The organism is Bacillus sp. AMCV2 (assembly GCF_056033925.1).
In genome coordinates this window covers 1,150,713-1,170,805 of record NZ_JBVYIB010000002.1, presented here as the reverse complement: position 1 = coordinate 1,170,805, position 20,093 = coordinate 1,150,713, and the positions used below count along the sequence as shown (strand labels likewise).

Annotated in this window: 18 protein-coding genes and 1 pseudogene; 8 read left to right on the top strand and 11 right to left on the bottom strand. The window is 46.6% G+C overall.

The window, feature by feature from the left end; genetic code table 11:
* Positions 1-20 precede the first annotated feature (20 nt).
* Both AC0OMA_RS06135 and AC0OMA_RS06130 read right to left on the bottom strand, forming a co-directional pair.
* Positions 21-779 carry a phosphosulfolactate synthase gene (locus tag AC0OMA_RS06135; RefSeq protein WP_327830557.1) on the bottom strand — a complete coding sequence of 253 codons (759 nt, stop codon included), beginning with the start codon at positions 777-779 and terminating at the stop codon, positions 21-23.
* Positions 776-1,462, bottom strand: a complete 687-nt coding sequence (locus AC0OMA_RS06130; RefSeq protein WP_063335023.1) for a 2-phosphosulfolactate phosphatase — start codon at positions 1,460-1,462, stop codon at positions 776-778. Before AC0OMA_RS06130 ends, AC0OMA_RS06135 begins: the two co-directional genes overlap by 4 nt.
* Positions 1,463-1,648: 186 nt before the next feature.
* Between AC0OMA_RS06130 and AC0OMA_RS06125 the strand changes: the two genes are divergently transcribed.
* The 3 genes from AC0OMA_RS06125 (at position 1,649) to cysC (ending at position 4,237) form a co-directional block, all read left to right on the top strand.
* Positions 1,649-2,359: a phosphoadenylyl-sulfate reductase gene (locus AC0OMA_RS06125; protein ID WP_080467289.1), complete on the top strand. Its 711-nt coding sequence runs from the start codon at positions 1,649-1,651 to the stop codon at positions 2,357-2,359.
* A 112-nt stretch (positions 2,360-2,471) separates the two neighbouring features.
* Positions 2,472-3,641, top strand: a complete 1,170-nt coding sequence (sat, locus tag AC0OMA_RS06120; RefSeq protein ID WP_367147917.1) for a sulfate adenylyltransferase — start codon at positions 2,472-2,474, stop codon at positions 3,639-3,641.
* Positions 3,638-4,237, top strand: coding sequence for an adenylyl-sulfate kinase (gene cysC / locus AC0OMA_RS06115; RefSeq protein ID WP_309529725.1), 600 nt, complete (start codon positions 3,638-3,640; stop codon positions 4,235-4,237). The genes sat and cysC overlap by 4 nt, the downstream gene beginning before the upstream one ends.
* 27 nt (positions 4,238-4,264) lie before the next feature.
* Here cysC and AC0OMA_RS06110 read toward each other — a convergent pair whose 3' ends face one another.
* A complete protein-coding gene (locus tag AC0OMA_RS06110; RefSeq protein WP_367147918.1) occupies positions 4,265-5,071 on the bottom strand; it encodes an alpha/beta fold hydrolase in 807 nt (268 codons plus the stop codon).
* Positions 5,072-5,276: 205 nt separating this feature from the next.
* Here AC0OMA_RS06110 and AC0OMA_RS06105 point away from each other — a divergent pair, with 205 nt between their 5' ends.
* Positions 5,277-5,915 carry a pentapeptide repeat-containing protein gene (locus AC0OMA_RS06105; RefSeq protein WP_474221976.1) on the top strand — a complete coding sequence of 213 codons (639 nt, stop codon included), beginning with the start codon at positions 5,277-5,279 and terminating at the stop codon, positions 5,913-5,915.
* A 7-nt stretch (positions 5,916-5,922) separates the two neighbouring features.
* Here the strand turns inward: AC0OMA_RS06105 and AC0OMA_RS06100 are convergent, their stop codons facing one another.
* Positions 5,923-7,377 (bottom strand): aminotransferase-like domain-containing protein, encoded by a 1,455-nt coding sequence (locus AC0OMA_RS06100; RefSeq protein ID WP_100506204.1) that lies wholly within the window; start codon positions 7,375-7,377, stop codon positions 5,923-5,925.
* A gap of 66 nt (positions 7,378-7,443) precedes the next feature.
* Between AC0OMA_RS06100 and AC0OMA_RS06095 the strand changes: the two genes are divergently transcribed.
* Positions 7,444-8,106, top strand: coding sequence for a LysE family transporter (locus tag AC0OMA_RS06095; protein ID WP_100506205.1), 663 nt, complete (start codon positions 7,444-7,446; stop codon positions 8,104-8,106).
* Positions 8,107-8,155: 49 nt separating this feature from the next.
* Positions 8,156-8,665 carry a DinB family protein gene (locus tag AC0OMA_RS06090; RefSeq protein WP_047182401.1) on the top strand — a complete coding sequence of 170 codons (510 nt, stop codon included), beginning with the start codon at positions 8,156-8,158 and terminating at the stop codon, positions 8,663-8,665.
* Between the two features lie 50 nt (positions 8,666-8,715).
* Here AC0OMA_RS06090 and iolX read toward each other — a convergent pair whose 3' ends face one another.
* From iolX to AC0OMA_RS06075, 3 genes are all read right to left on the bottom strand, one after another.
* On the bottom strand, positions 8,716-9,744 hold the full coding sequence (iolX, locus tag AC0OMA_RS06085; RefSeq protein ID WP_474221975.1) for a scyllo-inositol 2-dehydrogenase: 1,029 nt from the start codon (positions 9,742-9,744) through the stop codon (positions 8,716-8,718).
* A gap of 208 nt (positions 9,745-9,952) precedes the next feature.
* On the bottom strand, positions 9,953-10,966 hold the full coding sequence (gene degA / locus AC0OMA_RS06080) for a transcriptional regulator DegA (RefSeq protein ID WP_474221974.1): 1,014 nt from the start codon (positions 10,964-10,966) through the stop codon (positions 9,953-9,955).
* Positions 10,967-10,983: 17 nt separating this feature from the next.
* Entirely contained in the window at positions 10,984-11,847 is an 864-nt protein-coding gene (locus tag AC0OMA_RS06075) for an AraC family transcriptional regulator (protein ID WP_003245539.1), read from the bottom strand.
* Between the two features lie 123 nt (positions 11,848-11,970).
* On the opposite strand from AC0OMA_RS06075, the gene AC0OMA_RS06070 reads away from it, so the two are divergent.
* Complete coding sequence (locus tag AC0OMA_RS06070; RefSeq protein WP_014476390.1) at positions 11,971-13,338, top strand: MATE family efflux transporter; 1,368 nt, start codon at positions 11,971-11,973, stop codon at positions 13,336-13,338.
* A gap of 29 nt (positions 13,339-13,367) precedes the next feature.
* On the opposite strand, the pseudogene AC0OMA_RS06065 reads toward AC0OMA_RS06070, so the two are convergent.
* Positions 13,368-14,197, bottom strand: a pseudogene (locus AC0OMA_RS06065) (phytoene/squalene synthase family protein).
* Positions 14,198-14,278: 81 nt separating this feature from the next.
* Entirely contained in the window at positions 14,279-16,123 is a 1,845-nt protein-coding gene (gene asnB / locus AC0OMA_RS06060) for an asparagine synthase (glutamine-hydrolyzing) (RefSeq protein WP_015383301.1), read from the bottom strand.
* A gap of 145 nt (positions 16,124-16,268) precedes the next feature.
* Between asnB and AC0OMA_RS06055 the strand changes: the two genes are divergently transcribed.
* Positions 16,269-16,850, top strand: a complete 582-nt coding sequence (locus AC0OMA_RS06055) for a DUF2777 domain-containing protein (RefSeq protein ID WP_072692655.1) — start codon at positions 16,269-16,271, stop codon at positions 16,848-16,850.
* Positions 16,851-16,880: 30 nt separating this feature from the next.
* Here the strand turns inward: AC0OMA_RS06055 and wprA are convergent, their stop codons facing one another.
* Together wprA and AC0OMA_RS06045 are read right to left on the bottom strand one after the other, a co-directional pair.
* Entirely contained in the window at positions 16,881-19,565 is a 2,685-nt protein-coding gene (gene wprA / locus AC0OMA_RS06050; protein WP_474221973.1) for a cell wall-associated protease WprA, read from the bottom strand.
* Positions 19,566-19,732: 167 nt separating this feature from the next.
* Entirely contained in the window at positions 19,733-20,089 is a 357-nt protein-coding gene (locus AC0OMA_RS06045; protein WP_014479397.1) for a YisL family protein, read from the bottom strand.
* Positions 20,090-20,093 lie beyond the last annotated feature (4 nt).

The window sequence follows — 20,093 nt, the reverse complement described above, 5'->3', positions numbered from 1 at the left end:
AGAGCCCCGCAGCCGCTGCTTTACAGAAAAAAGGTATCAGATCTTAGCCCTAAACGCAGCGTTTCCAACGCGATGGCATCATGAAATGGAATATTGGCCAGATTCACATTCGGCCCGATTTTTTGAATAAACCCTTGCTGAAGCGTTTTGTTAGGCGCTTCAAAAATCAGCCTGTTGATATCAATATCCGAGGAAATGATGTCGTCAACAATTTGAAACCTGACATCGCCGCTGCTGGAACAGATCCCTCCCGTTCCGCTTTCTCTGGCTTCTGTAATCACTTTTTCCGCGCCCGCTTCCATATCCTCAACGATATATTCAAGCCATTCCTCAGAGCTTTGCCGGCTTGCTAATTCCTCATCCTTGCTGCCCACCTCACTGAGCACAAGAAATTCATCAGAAAAATCGGCAATGTAAGCCGCTTTCTCTTTATTTGTCATCGGGAGCGTACCGTTTGAAATCTCAATATATTCACAGCCGAAATAGGTGCAGTACCGATGAAATTCATTCACTTTTTTCTGGCTTACGTACTTCTCAAACAGTGTGCCGCCAAAGAAAAATGTAATGTCATGTTCTTTCAGTGTGCTGATTTTTTCTTCAAGATCTTTCGTAAGTAATGATGTGCCCCAGCCGAATTTCACAAAATCAATATAGTCGGACGCTCCGGCTATGACATCTTTGAAAAATTGCAAGGGATAGCCGTTATCAATTAAGATGGACTGCCCGGTTTCTCTCGGCTTGTTTGTTCTCACTGGCAATTCTAGTGAAAAATCATTCATATTATGACCCTCTCTATCGTTGGAACTTCTCCATCCTGTTTCACTTTCATCACGAAATCGCCCGTCAGTTCTTTTGTACAGTAAACGATGTCTTCCGAATCAAACAATGGCTGGCGGCTGTCAAAAAATTTCTCCGCAACAGAAGAGCGTTTTATTCTTTCAATCGCCTCCTCAGCCGTTACCGCATTTGTCCCTTCAATGATGCCTTTGATATACTCCGCACACGCCATATCGTCATCACCTGATGGGTGGGAAGCCACAATGTTCATGACACAATCATTTGCGGCCAGCTTTTTCACATGCTCTGCCGTTGTTTTGGCATTGGAAAATCCAGTTACGAACAGGTGCTTTGCGTTCAGCGCCCCCAATGCCGCTGTGACGCCGTTTGTTGTTTTCTGGATCAGGCGCTTATCCGCCATATCCTGCCCAGCCATGCGTTTTGGAGAATTATCTAAATCAAATCCGCTGATACCGACCCCCTTTTCCTCTCCCGTCAAAACATAATCCGGATAGGTGTCTTTCAGCACAAAGGCTTCATCAGCTGTCCGGACCAACAAAATCTCTTTCGCCCCGCCGATAAACGCATAATGGGCGACCGTAAAGGCTCTGATGACATCAATGATGATGTTAATATCAGCCGGGGCAAGCGAATGATGATGCCCCTGATAAATGGCAATCGGCATACTACCTCTCCTTGGGCATAAAACCATTTTGCTAAAAAGCATATTCAGCCGGGCTCTTAATGGTTCCGCACCTCATCTTAGGCGGGCGCGGCACCTAAAAACCCTGAACCTTTATGCAAAAAATGAATAGTCTGCCTATAACTCGATCAATAGATAAAAAAAGCAAATGCAAACGGGGGGAAAACATTGAACGAAACCATCACATATGACACATGGAACGACATGCTGTCCAAACAGATAACGGATCAATTGATCGATGAGCTTGATGTGTTGAAATGGGCTTACCGAACGTACGGAGAAAAGATTGTGTACGCATGCAGCTTTGGCGCAGAAGGAATGGTGCTTCTCGACTTAATATCAAAAATCAACAAAAACGCGCACATCATCTTTTTGGATACCGGGCTTCATTTTCAGGAAACATATGAGCTGATCGAGACCGTCAAAGAGCGATATCCGGGATTTGCAATCCAGATGCTCGAACCCGAGCTGAGCTTAACAGAACAGGGGACGAAGTACGGTGGAGAGCTGTGGAAGCATAACCCGAACCTCTGCTGCCAATTGCGGAAAATCGAACCGCTCAAAAAGCACCTGTCCGGCATGACAGCTTGGATTTCAGGACTGCGCCGGGAGCAGTCACCAACGAGAAAGCATATTCAATACGTAAACCTGGACCAGAAGTTTGAGCTCATCAAAATTTGCCCGCTCATCCACTGGACATGGGATGACGTTTGGACGTACATCCGCCTGCACAATTTGCCTTATAACAAACTGCACGATCAACATTATCCGAGCATAGGCTGTGAAATGTGTACATTGCCTTCCTCGGACCCGAACGATGAGAGGGCTGGAAGATGGGCCGGACGGGAGAAAACAGAATGCGGCCTGCATCAGGAATAGCGGATGGCAGGTTCTTGCTGTGAGAATCGAAATGATGTTAAGGCGCTGATGTCAAACTTTCATTAAGTGCAGAAAAGAAAACAAGGAAACGTATAAATGGAGGTTGAACACGTTGAATGGAAACGAGCCCCACGGAGGGGTATTAATCAACCGCTGTGATCCCGCATGCCATTTTGAAGGGTGCGCGTGCCAAGCAGAGCTGGATCAGCTTGCACTGAGCGATCTGGAGCTTATCGCGATCGGCGGATACAGCCCGTTAACAGGTTTTTTGGGAGAAAAAGATTATCATTCCGTTGTGAAAGAGATGAGGCTGGCAAACGGCTTGCCGTGGAGCCTGCCGATTACGCTGCCTGTCGGAGAAAAAACAGCAAAACAGCTGTCTGCCGGAGATCACGTCAAGCTTGTGAAAGACGGTGTTACCTACGGCATGATCACAGTCACCGATATATACCAGCCTGATAAAACACAAGAAGCACTGTCTGTTTTTAAAACAAACGATCCTGCCCACCCAGGCATAAAAAAATTGCTGGCTCGCCCGGATTACTATATCGGAGGGCCTATCACGGTCAGCCGCCTGCCTGACAAATCTTTCGAACAGTTTTATGCAACGCCCGCAGAAACAAGAGCGGCCTTTGAAAAACTCGGCTGGAAAACGATTGTCGGCTTTCAAACCAGGAACCCTGTTCACAGAGCGCATGAATATATTCAAAAAACAGCGTTAGAAACGGTCGACGGTCTGCTGCTTCACCCGCTTGTCGGAGAAACAAAGTCAGACGATATCCCCAGCGATATCAGAATGGAGAGCTACCAGGCTTTGCTTAATCACTATTATCCAAAGGATCGTGTCATGTTATCGGTTTTCCCTGCCGCCATGCGTTATGCAGGTCCGCGGGAAGCGATTTTCCATGCGCTCGTCCGAAAAAATTACGGCTGCACTCATTTTATTGTAGGCCGTGATCACGCGGGTGTCGGCAGCTACTATGGAACATACGACGCCCAAAATATTTTTCAATCATTCACAGAGGAAGAGCTGGGCATCAAGCCGCTGTTTTTTGAGCACAGCTTTTATTGCCGAAAATGCGGAAACATGGGCACCTCCAAAACATGTCCGCACAGCTCAAGAGACCACATCCACTTATCAGGCACAAAAGTGAGAGAGCTTCTCCGCCAAGGCAAAAAGCCGCCTAAAGAATTCAGCCGGCCTGAGGTCGCAGCCGTGCTGATCAAGGGACTTCACCAACAGCCTGTTGCCATCAAGCAAAACAGCGGGGAATTGCAATGACACACAATCCGAACATCATTTGGCATCCCGCTGCCATCTCAAAGTCTGACAGACAGTCCTTAAACGGACACAAAAGCTGCGTCCTCTGGTTTACAGGTTTGTCCGGCTCCGGAAAATCGGTGCTGGCCAATGCAGTCGATGAAAAACTTTACCGCAAGGGCATTCAAAGCTATGTGCTTGATGGTGATAATATCCGCCACGGCTTAAACAAAGATCTTGGATTTCAGACTGGTGACAGGATTGAAAACATCCGCCGGATCGGAGAAGTGGCGAAGCTGTTTGTCGACAGCGGGCAAATGATTTTAACGGCTTTTATTTCTCCATTCAGAGAGGATCGGGACATGGTTAGAGCACTCTTTCCTAAAGGTGAGTTCTTCGAAATTTATGTGAAGTGCCCGCTGCATGTTTGTGAACAGCGCGATCCAAAAGGGCTTTACAAAAAAGCGCGAAACGGAGAGATCAAACATTTCACCGGGATCGATTCTCCGTATGAAGCGCCGCTTTCACCCGATTTCATCATTGAGTCAAACCAGACCTCTATTTCCGATGGAGCTGATCTCATCATTAACGCACTGCAAAACAGAGGTATTATATAAAAAACCCGATCAATGTCGGGTTTTTTCTTATGAGTTGGAGAACTGCGCAATCAAACTGTTGATCTTCTCTTTTTCCTCATAAAATGCTCCGTGCCCGCTGTTTGCAAACGGAACCAATTCCGACTGTTTGATGCCGCGCTTCAATTCTTTCGCAAAATCAAACGGCGCAATTCTATCCTTTCTCCCGTGCAGGATCAGCGTCGGCTCCTTGATTGCAGCAAGTTCCTTTCTGAGATCTTCGTCTCTTAATGCGATGCCCGAATGGATCGTCCCGTAGGAGGAAGCCTCCAGCATCAGATTGAGAAACCACTGTCTAAAATCTGGAGACACTTTTTTCTCAAAAAACTGTTTCCCTAAATCAGCCAGTGTTTTGGGCCGATCAGCTTTGAACAATTCAATCATATCGTCAATATCCTGCTTCCTCATCCCGTACGGATAACCCGGGCGTTTTGTAAATGCGGGTGCCGCTGCAGACAGTAAAATCAGCTTATCAATATCGGCTCCTTCATGCCTTGCCATATAACGGATTGCAATGGCGCCGCCCATCGAAAAACCGGCAAGAATCGCATTCTCAAGCTGCAGCGTATAAATGACTGCCTTCACATCATCAGCCATCGTGTCATAATCGTAGCCTTCCCAAGGGCGGTCAGATTGCCCATATCCCCGTAAATCAACGCCGATAAAACGAAATCCCCTTTTCGGAAGCTCATTCATTTGATATTCAAACATCCTATGATTCAACGGCCACCCGTGCAAAAAGATGATCGGCCTTCCATGTCCGATATCCTCTACAAACAGTGTCACATGCTCCTCGGTTTTGACGTAATGCCCCATTCCGCATTCCTCCTGTTCCCTTTGGCTTTCCCGGCCTGTAAACGCCTTGACGTATAGGAAGCTTTCCATTTATGCTTACAAAACAAGCGGGCTGCTGTACCAAGAAAAGGCTCTTCACGATTTACTATATGTATCAATTTCCTTAACGATCTATTAAATTGAACCCGGAAGCCTCTGTTTTTCGGGCAGCAAAGGATGTCATCACATGAATAAAATCGCAATTCAAAAACCGAACATACCGGAAAACCTGCAAACCGCAGATTTTCATGATGCCGTGACGCAGGATGATGTAATCAGCATGCATTTGTTTGAAGATTGTACAATCTGCGGCGAAGATATCGAAAGACTTTGTGTGGAAAAAACGGTATTCAGAAATGTCGTCTTTATCGATGTGTCTTTTCGGCATATTGAACTGACCGATGTGATCTTTGAAAAATGCGATTTATCAAACGCCGATTTCAGCGGGGCTGTCATTCACAGAACTTCTGTTAAGCAGTCAAAAATGGTTGGAATGAATGTGGCGGAAGCAACGCTGCGGAATGTTTCATTCGAGGAATGCCACGGACATTTCAGCTCATTTTCGTACTCAAATATGAGACAAGTTCGATTTGATCACTGTGCTCTTATGCAAAGTGAATGCAGCAATACGGTGCTCCAGCAGACACACTTTGACAGGTGCGAATTGGAAGGCGCCAACTTTACCGGCACGTCCCTTCAGAACATGGACATCAGCACGTGCCGTTTTGAACAGCTTCATGTCTCCCTCGACAAATTGAAAGGCTGCAAAATCGCACCTGAGCATGCGATTGCCTTCGCCAGGGCACTGGGAGCTGTCATCGTATAACCAAAGCCTAGGACATCATCAGGCGGCGTGCTGTTTCGGCTGCCGCTTTAATGCCAGTTTCCAAATCTCCAAGAGATGCATAGGAATATGACAGCCTGATGCTGTTTCGGTCTTCACCGTCATAAATGTAGCCGGGATTCATAAGCACCTGCCGTTTCAGCAATCCATAAAAGAAACGGCTGACAGGCAGGTTTTTGTGAAATGTCACCCAAATATAAAAGCCGCCTGCGGGAATCCGCCACGTGGCAATGTCCCCGGCATACCGCTCGAGAAAATGAACGGCGGCGTCTCTCCTTTGTTTGAGCATCCTGCGTACCCAAGTCAGATGCTCTTCATAATATCCCTGTGACAGCCACTCGGCAGCCGCCCACTGGGACAGGCCGCTTGATCCGTAGTCTGTCTGCATTTTAATGTCCGCCAGCCTTTCAATAACCGGCTCCGGACCGGCAAGCCAGCCGATTCGCAGACCGGGGCTAACCGTTTTTGAAAACGTGCCCAGATACAGAATATTGCCCTCATGATCCCTTGCTTTCAACGGCTGCGGCGGTTTTTCTTCAAACCATAAATCACCGTACGCATCATCCTCAATGATGGGCAGCTGCTCTTTTTTTGACAGGCTGATGATCTCTTTCCTTCGCTGCTCTGACATGACTGTGCCTGTCGGATTATGAAACGACGGAATCGTGTAAAGCAGCTGTCCTCCATATTGTTTTCGATTAGAAGAAACAAGCCCCGCTTTGACCCCTTCATCATCCATCGGCAAGCCGCGAAGCCGCATCCCAGCTGATTGAAATACATGCAAGGATTGAAGGTAGGACGGCTTCTCCGTCAAAATGACAGAATCTCGTTTTAAAAGTCCAATTGAGATGAGCTGAAGTGCCTGAAGTGCACCGGACACAATTAAAATTGCAGACGGTGACACATGAATCTTCTTTCCTTTTAAATGGTCGGCCACTGCCTCCCGCAGCTGACGGTTTCCTTTCGGCTGCTCATATCCTAAAGACAGGGCGCCCGGATTGATTTGCTGAAACATCCGTCCAATTGTGTCAGCAGGCACAAGATCCGGTGAAAGTTCTCCAGTTCCTAATCTGATGATATCCGCTCTTGGTTCGTTCTGATTAATAGCTTGAATGATGGAAGAATTGGCGCGATGAATGCCTGAACGGACGTAATCGCTCCAATCAAGCGGAGGCTCAGCCGCCAGCACGCTCCAAGTACTGTTTACAACCTTCGTACCGCCGCCTCTTCTTCCCTCTAACAAGCCTTGAGACGTGAGTTCATCTATGGCTGCTGTGACTGTGCTGCGGTTGACTTGAAACATGTCGGCCAGCGTTCTCTGTGAGGGGATTTTCGTCCCTACAGCCCACTCTCCGTGAAGAATCTTGTCTTTCATATATTGTTCGATCTGCCGATGCAGCGGAACATCCGACTTTCGGCTTGGCTGCCATTGCGACAAGGTCATGCCCCCCTTTTTTACACATTATACATTTGGCTGGTTCCTAACCCAACCAAATGGCTGGAGACTTTAGTGACAATCTCTCTTATGATTGAAAAAAAATGTGAAGGGAGCTTTTTCAGCATGAATACAATCATTCACGGAATTGTGCTCGCGTTTGGCTTAATTTTGCCGCTGGGAGTGCAGAATGTGTTTATTTTTCAGCAAGGCGCGTGGCAAAAGCATATTTGGCGGGCTCTCCCAGCTGTCATCAGTGCTTCAGTCTGCGATACCCTGTTAATCGTATTAGCCGTTGCGGGCGTATCTGTCATTGTGCAGGAGCTGCCTGTGTTTGAGACAGTCATGATGGCCGGCGGATTTTTATTTTTGCTCTATATGGGCTGGGTGACTTGGAACAGCCGTCCGAACACAAGCCAAAATGAGAAACATACGTTCACACCAAAAAAGCAAGCTGCGTTTGCGGCCGCTGTTTCTCTTTTAAACCCGCATGCCATTCTGGACACGATCGGCGTCATCGGCACGAGCTCTCTTCAATATTCGGGGCTTGAGAAATGGCTCTTTATGGCCGCTTGCATCGCTGTGTCTTGGATTTGGTTTATCAGCCTTGCAATAGCGGGCCGGCTGTTTCAGACGATAGATACGAGCGGCAGGCTTATGCTGATCGTAAACAAATGCTCTGCAGCGGTAATGTGGGCAGCGGCAGGATATTTTGGGGTGTCACTCTTTTGCAATTGAAGGAGAAACAGATGAAAACAACGAATTTCTTAGAAAAGGGGGCATGCTGATGACTGATGCAAAACAGTTTTATGACTATCATTCTTGGGCAAACAAGAAAATATTTAACCATATCGAAAACCTGCCGGAGGAAACTGCCTATCAAGAAGTAAAGAGCGTATTTCCTTCTGTCAGCGACGTGCTGCTTCATATGTGCAGGGCTGACTACATTTGGCTGAATGTTCTTTCGGGAGTGGCCTACCAAGAGATTATAGACAGCGCAGGCAAATTAGAGTCCGCGCAAGGTAATATGGCAGCGATTAAACAGCACGCTGCCGAGCTGGAGTCACAGTATCATGATTTCTTCAGCCGCCAGACGGACTTAGAACAGACCTTCACAATGCAGCATCCGAAACTAGGTACACTGGAATCAACCTATGCAGACACCATCCTGCATGTCGTCAATCACGGCACTTACCACAGAGGGAACGTAACCGCCATGCTGAGACAGCTGGGCCATTCTGGCGTACCTACTGATTATATGTACTATTTATATGAGAAAAGAGAAAGCAAGGGCTAAAATGTCCTTGCTTTTTTTTGCGGAAAGCCTCAAATGAAACATACTAGCTTTTACATACCGGTATAAGCACGCTTCACATCTAGCTGTACCGGCCTGCCGCTTCGAAAGGAATTGGTTGCGGCGATGCCCACTTCTAAATTGATTGTCGCATCAATATCTGTCACAATCGGTGTTTTTCCATTCCGGACACACTCGGCGAAATGCTGAAGCTCTAAGCAGTAGGCTTCATGAAAACGAGTTTGAAAGTCTGGAATGATATCAAAACTGCTCCCTTTAGCCGATAGGATGGTCACATGTTGATTTCTCAATGTCCCTATGAAAATACTGCCCTCTGTCCCGATAATCTCCGCCCGGATGTCATGTCCGTATGGAGAGGTTCTGCTTGCCTCGACGTCCCCCGCTGCGCCGGAGTCAAATTCAATATACGTCATCGCCTGATCCACATCGCCATACTGCTCCATGAACGGATTGTTCAGAATCCTGCCGTGTCCTGAAACAGAAGTGATTTCCGCCCCTAGCAAATAACGGGCCATATCATAGTCATGGATGGAACAGTCAATAAAAATTCCACCGCTGTGTTTGATAAATTCTGCGGGAGGCGCGCCTTGGTCGCGCGTAAAGCCTTTATAATAGATAGGTTTGCCGATTTCTCCAGCGTCGATCCGCCGTTTGGCATCTGCGTATGCTGGATCGAATCGTCTCATAAAGCCGACTTGGCAGATGACACCTGTCTCTTTCACTTTTTCAGAAACTGCTCTTGATTCCTCAAGGCTTAATGTCAGCGGTTTTTCAACGAAGATCTGTTTGCCGTTCTCGGCTGCTTTGATGATCATATCACCATGTGTGCTTGTCGGCGTTACAATAATGACAGCGTCAATGCCGGGATCTTCTAACACTTCATACGGGTCCTCTGACCATTTTTCGATACCGAATTCTCTGGCAACCTGCTCCGCTCTCCCTTTTAACGGATCACTGACACTAACCAGCTTTGCTCCCGGTACACTGGTGACAAGATTTTTCGCATGATCATAACCGAGCCTTCCTAATCCTAATACAGCGCACCTTACTTGATGTTCCACGTCCCATCCTCTCCTTTAACTCATTTCAGGCTCGCTTTGAGAAAGCGCTTTCTCTTAACCGCTAAAAAAACAGCGGTTCTATCCGCTCTACCATTTTGCGCAAGCGCTTTCTCAAAAGATGATTTCATTTTACACTGCCTTTGGTTTACACGCAATATGTTTTTTTGGCTTCAACTGTCATAATGAAAAAACCCGCTCATTAGCGGGTTCATGTGTTGAGCGGTGATGTAGAATGTCTGACTACAAGCTCAGGCGGGAGCACTATTTTTTGTTTCGCCTTTCGTTTTCCCTCTATTGCTTCTGCCAGCAGTTCGATGACGCTCCGTCCCATCTCTTTTATCGGCTGGGCTACGGTTGTCAGGGGCGGAGCCGCCATTTCTGCGAGTATCGTATTATCAAAACCAATGATAGAAAGATCATCCGGCACTTTTATGCCTCTTATTCTCGCAGCTTGTATGGCGGCACAGGCCAATACGTCGTTGAAGGCAAAAATAGCAGTCGGAACGTTCCTGTCGAGCAATTTTCCCGCTTCTTCCTTGCCGCTTTCCAAGGAAAACCGCGTCTGGATGATAAGTGATTCATCAATGGGCACGCCCGCTTCCTCCATCGCCTGACGGAAGCCTTTGATTCTATTTTTTTCGCCTGTCGTTGAACCGTCTCCGATAATGCAGGCGATGTTCGTATGGCCGAGTGACAGAAGATGCTTGGCAGCCTCATATCCGCCACGAACGTCATCTATCACAACAATATCCATCGGAAGAAGCGGCTTATCCTGAGAAATCATGGCAATCGGAATCTGTTCACTGGCGATCTCCTCCAAAGCAGACATACTGTCATGGCTTTCAATCCCTGTTGCAAAAATAATGCCATCCACCTTTTTCTGTTTCAGCACAGAAAAATATTTTGTTTCTTTTTTCGGATCGTAATCGGTGCTGCAAATCAACATTTGAAAACCGAGCTCATCCGCTCTTTCCTCAATGCTTTTGGCCAGTTCGCCGTAAAACGGATTTGAAATATCAGGCGCCACGAGAGCTATCATATTCGTTCGTTTTCCCGTTAACGCCGCGGCGTGGACATTGGGCGTGTATGCCATTTCATTCATGACATTCATGACCTTCTGCCGTGTTTTGTCGCTGATTCTCCCCGTCTTGTTAATCACACGCGACACAGTTGTGATCGAGACACCCGCCGCCTTTGCCACATCGTAAATTGTTGTTTTCATGTTCATCCCTCGTCTGGTTATTGAACTTTCCGGCTGACAATTTTCCGGTATTCAATTGGTGAAATGCCTTCTATCTGCTTAAAGAGTTTTGAAAAGTATGTCGGATCTTCCATTCCGACCGTTTCCGCAATAACGCCCATTTTATCATTTGTAGAGGATAAAAGACGCTTCGCCTCTGTCATTCTCACCCGGTTCGTGTATTGTGCCGGAGTTACGCCGAGCACCTGCTGCATGCAGCGGCTCACATAATCCTGATGATAGTGAAGGGCGAGCGACAGATCCTTGATTGTCGTCTTTTCCTTATAGTGCTCCTGTAAGTACCGGGCCGCCTCCCAGGCTACCCGCTCTTTCGCAGACGGTATTTGGAACGCTTCTTTTTGAAGATGCAGCATCAGCTCCTCAAATAAGATTTGCTTTCTGAGCGGCAAATCAGAGTTTTCCGCGGAGTAATCGATCAGCTTTTCAAACTGCTGCGCCATAAACTGCGGGCGCTGCACCTTGCCTTTTCTCGGCAAGGCCAATCCGTAGCGGGCCGGCTCTTCGAAGCTCCCTTTTTCCTGCTGAAGCTCAGACCAGTTGCTGCCTCCCTTTGCCGTAAATTCATATCGATGTTCATCGAAGTGAAGCCAATAGTAGGAGGTTGCTTCATCACTGCCCTTCGTCCCGTAGTGTTCAAGACCGGGAGAAAGCAAGATGTACTCGCCGCCTTCAACAGAAAACGATGTTTCATTTTCCGTTATATATAACGTTCCCTGTTTGACATATATCAGATCAAACACGGAGAATACACGTTTCACATGGGTTTCTCCTTTTTTAAAAACCCCTTCCCCAGCTGCGATAAATACCGGAAAAGGCGGGACTGTAAACAGGATGCGAGGCATTTGAATCATCCTCCTTTTTAAGTCGGATTTTTACAAGAAGTATCGTTTCTATCCCTTTTTATTATAAGGAAATGGAGGTACACTTTAAAACGTTGATTTTATTTACGAAAGGGGTTAGACACTATGAAACAAGCTGTCTTCAAATCAACTGCTTTGAAAAAACCCGCTGACAAAACGTTCTCATTATTTTCGCTTACTTGGCCGATCTTTATTGAGGTCTCATTATATATGTTTATGGGTAATGCCGATACACTGATGCTCAGCCAATACTCGGATAACAGCGTGGCAGCAGTCGGCGTCAGCAACCAGATTTTAAATTTAATTATCGTGATGTTCAGCTTTATCGCAACAGGAACGACCGTTATCATTTCACAATTTCTAGGCTCACGGCAAAAGAAAGAAGCCATGGAAGTCGCTTATGTGTCAATCGGCGCCAACTTCTTCATCAGCCTGGCCATCAGCGCCGTCGTCTTTTTTGCGGCTGTCCCTCTGCTTCATATGATGGGATTATCAAACGCACTGATGCCTGATGCGAAAGTCTTTTTACAAGTTGTCGGAGGTCTGTCCTTTATTCAGGCTTTAATCATGACATTCAGCGCGATCTTAAAAAGCTACGGCTACACAAAAGATACAATGTTTGTCACTATCGGCATGAACATTTTAAACATTGCCGGAAACTTTGTTGTGATCTTCGGTTTGTTCGGCTTTCCTGTTCTCGGCGTTGCCGGTGTGGCCATGTCCACATCTATCGCCCGCGTCATCGGATTAATCGCGATGATTGTGATTGTCAACAAACGCATTCAGCTGAAGATGTCGCTGAAAAAAGTCTTTCATATGCATAAAGAGCATTTGCGCAAGCTGCTGAAAATCGGCATTCCTTCTGCGGGAGAGCAGCTTTCATACAACCTTTCGCAAATGATTGTCACGTATTTTATCGCCATCATGGGCGCGCAGGCGTTGACAACAAAAGTGTATACGCAAAATATTACGATGTTTATTTTGCTGTTCGGCACTGCGATCAGCCAGGGTACACAAATCTTAATCGGCCGTTATATCGGCGGCAAACAATTTGATGCCGCTTATGAGCGCTGCATGAAGAGCTTATATTGGGCACTCGGAATTGCTGCGGCTACCTCTGTTTTGATGACGATCTTTTCAAAAGACCTGATCGGACTCTTCACACAAAGCCCTGACATTATAGCAACTGCAAGCCTATTGATTGCCATGACCATTATCCTTGAACCAGGCCGCTCGTTTAATGTCATTATCATTAACTCTCTGCGGGCCGCGGGGGATGCGAAATTCCCGGTTTACATGGCAATGATTTCAATGTGGGGCATCGGCCTCCCGCTTGCTTATCTTTTCGGCATCCACCTCGGTTTCGGTCTTGCCGGCATTTGGATTTCTTTTATCGCGGATGAATGGGTCCGGGGAATCTTAATGTACAGAAGATGGCGCTCACGTATCTGGATTCAAAAAGGTATGGCGTAACACCCGGCTCAATCAAGCCCGGGTGTTTTTTAGATATCAGACAGAATCTGCTTCACTTCGGTCTCTGTGAGAGCGAAGTGATGTTGAAATACATCGTGCTGCTTCGCCCGGATTTTTTCTAAAACAGCCCGGTACAAATGAAGAGCGGCTTTCACCGTTTTTTGAGAATACTGCGGAAATAGCGGCAAGGCATCCTGACACTCTTCAAGGTAGGCTTCTGCTTCAAAAGCGATATACTCCCACGTCATTGTGAACGCCTTATTCACGACGCCCTTTTGAAGGTCGTCCTCTGTATATCCAAATTGCTGCATCACTTCCCGAGGGATACGGCTTTTTTGCTGTTGGCCAGTGCCGAAATCTCTCAGAATCCGAATCAGCTGAATCGCTAAACCGAGAGAACCAGCTGCATGTGTCAGCTGGTTCTGATGCCGGCGCGCCATAATCGGGAGCAGCATCAATCCTGCTGCGCCGCCTGTCTGGTATGCGTGCATGAGCAATTCATCAAGGTTTCCAAACGGTTTATCTTCCGCTTTCTGTGTGGCAATGAACTCACGGAATGGCTCGCTGTCCAGTGTAAAGGTTTGGTACGCATGGCCGAAAGCCTTCCACAAAAAATGATTCCCGTTATACGTACCGGAAAAAACATCTTCCGCCTCAGCTTCAATGGCAGATAACGCCTTCTCATCCGCATTGGCTGCCGTATGGCAAAACGCCATAACAGCCCATGCTGCCTGCCTTTGCTTCAGCGGTAGAAGCCAAAATGCTTTGTAACAGGCTGGTTCGCGGGCGCTGACGATCTGGCCGCATTGCTGATAGGCTTCTTTTATCTCTTTCATTTCTTTTCACTCCTATGTATCACTGCTTCTTCAAGTCTATTATGTTTTCTCGCAATTGTATATGAAGAAAAAGCCGATTCCTTTGAGCAGAATCGGCTTTTTCTTTATCCTTCATCAATATCAATGCGATACGCTTCAAACCATGTATGAATTTGAGCAAGATGGGCGATCAGCTGAGGCCCCTTCATGAGCTGCCCGAACCACGGCACCTTGAAGGAGGAGCCTTCCGTTTCTAAAAGCTGATCTAATTGTTTTCTGTCCAGCAAGGTATGGAGCACGGAGTCCTTTTGGCTTCTGATCGTTTTCAGCCATTCGCTGACGCCTTTTGTATATTCCGGATGATGTGTTTTCGGATACGGGCTTTTTTTGCGATACAGAATGTCATCAGGCAAAATGCCTTCAAGCGCTTTTCGCAAAATGCCTTTTTCCCGATTATCATGCATTTTCATTTCCCACGGAATATTCCAAACATATTCCACAAGCCGGTGATCGGCGAACGGCACCCGCACTTCCAAGCTCGCCCCCATGCTCATGCGATCCTTCCGATCCAAAAGGTTCGTCATAAACCAAAGCATATTTAAATAGAACAGCTGTCTTCTTGCTTTATCCACACCCGTTTCTCCGTCTAATAATGGCGTTTCTGCCAAGGTTTCTTCATATTTGGCATTTACGTATTCTTTCAGATTCAATTTTTTCTGCCATGAGTCAGAAAGCAGCTTGATCCGCTCCTCCGTTGATCTCATCCATGGAAAGCCAGACTCAACATCTGCCGTATGGAACCACGGGTACCCGCCGAAAATCTCATCCGCGCACTCTCCCGATAGGCTGACGACAAAGTCCTTTTTGATTTCCCGGCAAAACCACAGCAGGGATGAGTCGACATCCGCCATTCCCGGCAAGTCTTTGACCAGTACAGCTTCCTCCAAATGATCAACGAGATCTTTTTGGCTGATGACGCATTTGTGGTGCGTTGTGCCGAAAGCCTCTGTCATTTTTTCAATCCATGGTCCGTCATCATTCGGCTGAAAAGCGCTTGCTTGAAAATATTTATCGTTCTCTTCGTAATCAATCGAATAAGTATGAAGCGGTGCTTTTCCTTCCTTTTCAAAATGGCCCGCCGCAATCGCTGTAATTGCGCTTGAGTCCAGACCGCCTGATAGGAATGTGCAAACCGGCACATCCGACACAAGCTGCCGCGTCACCGCGTCCTGAAATAACGATCTGACATTGGCAACCGTGTCATCAAAACTGTCCGTATGTTTTTCGCTTTCAACATTCCAATAACGCCAAATATTAAGTCCGTCTTTGGAAAATGTCAGCGCATGAGCCGGGCGGATTTCTTTTATGCCTTTAAATATGCCAGTGCCCGGGGTTCTGGACGGTCCAAGACCGAAAATTTCAGAAAGTCCCGTTCTGTCCACTCGCGCTTTTATATCAGGGTGCGCGAGGATTGCCTTAATTTCTGATCCGAAGAGAAATGAAGAGCCTTCCTTCGTGTAAAAAAACGGCTTTACGCCGAGACGGTCTCTCGCGGCAAACAGCAGATTACGCTTTTCATCCCACACAGCGAAAGCGAATATGCCATTGAGATGGTCGACACAGTCTTCCTGCCATTCGATGTAGCTGTGCAGAAGTACCTCGGTATCTGACGTACGTTCGAATTGATGGCCCCGCGCCCGCAATTCTTTGCGCAAATCTTCCGTGTTATAAAGCTCGCCATTGTAAATAATGGTGTACGTATCCCCTTTATAGGTACACGCCATCGGCTGGCGTCCGCCTTCAATATCAACAACCGCAAGTCTTTTATGTCCGAATAAAACATGGTGCTCCCCCCAAACGTTTGAATCATCAGGCCCTCGTTTGGAAAGAGTGTCTGTCATTCTGTCCATCGTTTGTTTTTCCTGGACGAGCTGCTTTTTAAAATCGACCCAACCCGTAATTCCACACATGTGACATCAGCTCCAATCCCGTTTCTTTCGTAACAATTTCGTTTCTTTCAGCACCTTAGTAAGTTTATGCATCTATAGGCAGATAGTTGATTTGTCCATAAAAGAGTTGTATGGGACAGGCTTGAATTGGAAAGAAAAGAGAGGAATGAAGAAAAAGGAGACAGCATGGATGAAACGGAAACAATTGTTATATACAGAGGAACGAAAGTGGGAATACGGCACCATCCTCATTGAAGACGGCATCTGCTTAATCGAAAACGGTGAAGGCGATATACTGCTGGCGGACAGTCTCCAACACAGCCCAATCTGGATCCATCATAAAGGAAAGTGGGAGCAAGCCGGCTTTCAGGACAAGTTGGTTTTGGCATGCGGGGCAGAAAACATCTCCCTTTCCGGCGGAGAACGCATCCGCTATGAGAAATCAGTCAAGCGGCCGCTCATGGCGCTTTTGGATTCGCTTGACGACGAAACCTTTCTCGCATTTCTACAGCACTTGCACAGCTTCGGCTTATCGGTATTCGATTGCGTCTTTTCTTATAATAAAGGAGTCTTTTCGAATACTTCGGCGGGGCAGGGTGTGTCCTTTTATCACTTTTCAAATGACACCGCACAATGCGCGATGCAGCATCACTACAGCAGCGAAGGGACAGGAGACCGTTTTGAATGGACGGCTTCAAACGGAAAGCGATCCATTATGTATTCAGCAGTCCAACGGGGGCGCAAATAAAAAAGCGGTGCATCGAGCACCGCTTTTTGGTTACTTTTCAACAACAACTTTTGCTTCCTTGCTTTCTTTTTTATCTGTATCCGCAGCCGTGACGTACAGCACCGTTCCGGCTTTTTGTTTTTTGATTTTCACCGAAAACGTTCCTTTTGCGTCAGCTTTGGCAGAAGCAATGACTTTCTTTGATTTGTTTTTCACTCTGATCATCGCTTTGCTGTTTGCCTTCCCTTTTACTGCCGTATCCTTCGTTTTCACCGCGTTTACTTTCGGTGTGCCGGAAGGTTTTCCTTTGACGACGACAACTTTATACGATGTTTTCGCATCGCCTTTTGTTGCTTTCACATACAGTACTTGATCCTGTTTTTGAGTCGCGATATTAACCTTGAACGCATTGTCTTTTCCGGCTTTGGCGCTGCCGAGTTTCTTTTTGCCGTTCATCACCTCGATAAGTGTGCCTTCCTTCGCGTTTCCTCTGACAGCTGTTTGAGTGCTTTCCAGCTTGTTGACCTTAAGTTGTAAATCAGCTGCGCTGACAGCCTTCATGACATTCAGCCGCCCGTAGCCTGAATGCCAGTCTACACCAGGTGTCTTCGGAATTTCAATCGGATCGCCATAATCGTCATACAACTCTTCTTTTCCGCCATCGACACTTTCAAAGGAAATATCATCTGCCGTCTTTTTCAACATATCCTCAACTTCTGTTCTTTTCAGTTTAGGATTTTGAGCAAACAGCAATCCTGCAGCAGCGGCAGCATACGGCGTCGCCATAGACGTTCCGCTCATGTACGTGACATTTCCGTTCGGCACTAAGCTCGGGATATCCGACCCTGGAGCAGAGATGTCCAGACCTTTTCCATAGTTAGAGAAATCAGCGGTCATATCCATGCGGTTCGTTGCGCCGACCGACATCACATATTTAGAAGATGCAGGATAAGATAAGGCATTTTCTCCATCATTCCCGCTGGCTGCGGCAATCAAGACATTTTTGTCAGCTGCGTACTTCAAAGCAAATTCAAGCACGCGGCTGTAGCCTCCGCCTAAACTTAAATTAATCACCTTTGCTCCTTTGTCAGCAGCATATTTGATGCCGAGAGCAATTTGTTCAGTATCTCCGGAACCTGCGGAATCAAGCACTTTTACAGGGATGATTTTTGCTTTGGCATTCAATCCTGTCATTGAATAGCCGTTATCGCTTTGGGCCGCAATAATGCCTGCGACATGCGTCCCATGCCCCTGATCATCCATTGCATTGTTATTTCGTCCGACAAAATTGTGTCCGAGATCTGTTCTTACTTTTCCTTTTAAATCAGCAAGCGTGCTGTCTACGCCTGTGTCTACTACTGCAATGAGTGTATCGTTAAGCTTGCGTTTGGACAGCAATGTGTTGGCAGGCTCATATTTCACATCCGCGTTTTTGACACCGCCGTTTTCACCGTTGTTTTTAAGCGGCCATTGATAAGGGTACTGAATATCGTTTGCCAGGCTTTTGTATTCCTGTACGGGTTCCGCAAACTCTACATTGGACATCTTGGATAGTGTCGCAGCAGCGCTTTTGACCCTTTTGGCGCTTGCCGTATATGCGCCGTTCTGTTTCTCATCTTTCGGAAGTTCAAATGAATATAGATTGTCAAACAGTTTCTTTGCCTTTTTCACATTAGAAATGTCTTTTTTCGATTGCGCGCTTGCAGAAAAGCCCTTCATTTCATTATGTACGGATGAGAGGCTTTTATTGTCCTTCACCTTGAAAATAACCTTTGTTGTCTGAACTTCACTTTTTGCTGCAATATTGTTTTCTGTTAAAATGGCTCCTGCTGTTTTGCCTTGCAGCTGCTTCATATTTAGTCGGTCCGCTTGTTTCTTTATCTCCTCTTTAAGGAATGACGGGACTGATTGTAAAGCTTTATCATATAGCCGGTTGATCGCTTTTTGATCCTTTTCAGTGACCTTATACGAAGATGATGCTCCGTTTTCTGACACATCGTCAAATAACGGCTTTAATGTCACAAGATCCCGATAGATTTCATTTCTTGCTGTTTTATTGAGTGCGAGCTTTGCAACGATAAACGGTGCTGCCTTGTAATAAAGGCTTGTCAGTTCTTTGCCTTCTGCTGTTTGGCTCAGCTGCTCATCACGAATCGCTCTCAACTTATCCAGGATGCCTTTTCCTGATTTCTTCTGATCGACACTCATTTCAACCGGACAAGCTTCTTCCTCTTCTAAATCTGACGGCTGTTTTTTGGTGCCTTTATACCCGATCGTATACTTGGCTTCTGTAGCTGCTTCTGCCGTTCCGCCGTCCTCTGGCTCTTCTTCTCCGAGGTATTCAACTTTTACATAGTAAGGGCCGCTCCACGCGTATGGAAAAATGACTTCGCTTTTTCCATCCTCCGCTGTGAAAGAACGGTACATCTCAAACGTTTCATCTTTAAGCGCTTTTTCCTTACTTGGATATACAGATACATTCAGTACTGAATCACTCTTTACGGTCAGTGCCATATGTGAGTTTTTCTGAATATCCGTTGCTCCCGGGGTCACTTTGTACCATTTCACCTGTTCCGGCTCCTTCATGGCGCCTGTCTGCTCTTTGCCGTTTTCCAGAGCAGCCGCCTGATCGATCGCGCCGGCCGCTGCAGCTTTGGTTCCCGGAGAAAAAAGGCTGAAAATCAGTGCAAAAATAAGCACTGCCGCCACAAACGAGCTGAATTTTCTGCGTTTCATGTTATCCCTCCTGCAAAATAATGAATCTCCTTGAAGGTATCATAATTTCATAGGACGAGATACCGCTTACAGGGAATTTTAAGGTTATTTTAAATGATTTGGAATATAAGGGGATAAATATAAAAAAACCCAACTCTATCAAAGAGCCGGGTTCATAGGTTTTTCTATTAAAACAATTGAAAACCGATTGGCAAATGCAGACCGAGCAGCACTGTCAGCAAAAGGACAATGACGAAGCCGATCCACAGGCCTCCTGTTGATTTTTCTTTTTTCTTGCGGATGAGGAGCATTTCCATCAGGCCGATGGTGATAATGCCCAGAATCATTTTGCCGGCGTATTCTCCGTTCCAGTTGGCAAAACGGACAAACAGCTCAGCTCCTGTCAAAATAATAAGGATATAGAATAACCGCAGAATCATATGAGTGATTTTTGCGCCTTTTGCACTTCCTGACGAATACAGCGAGTAGCTGACGAAAAGCAGAATCAGCGCTACCACCCATGTCGTAATATGTAGGTGTGTCATACAT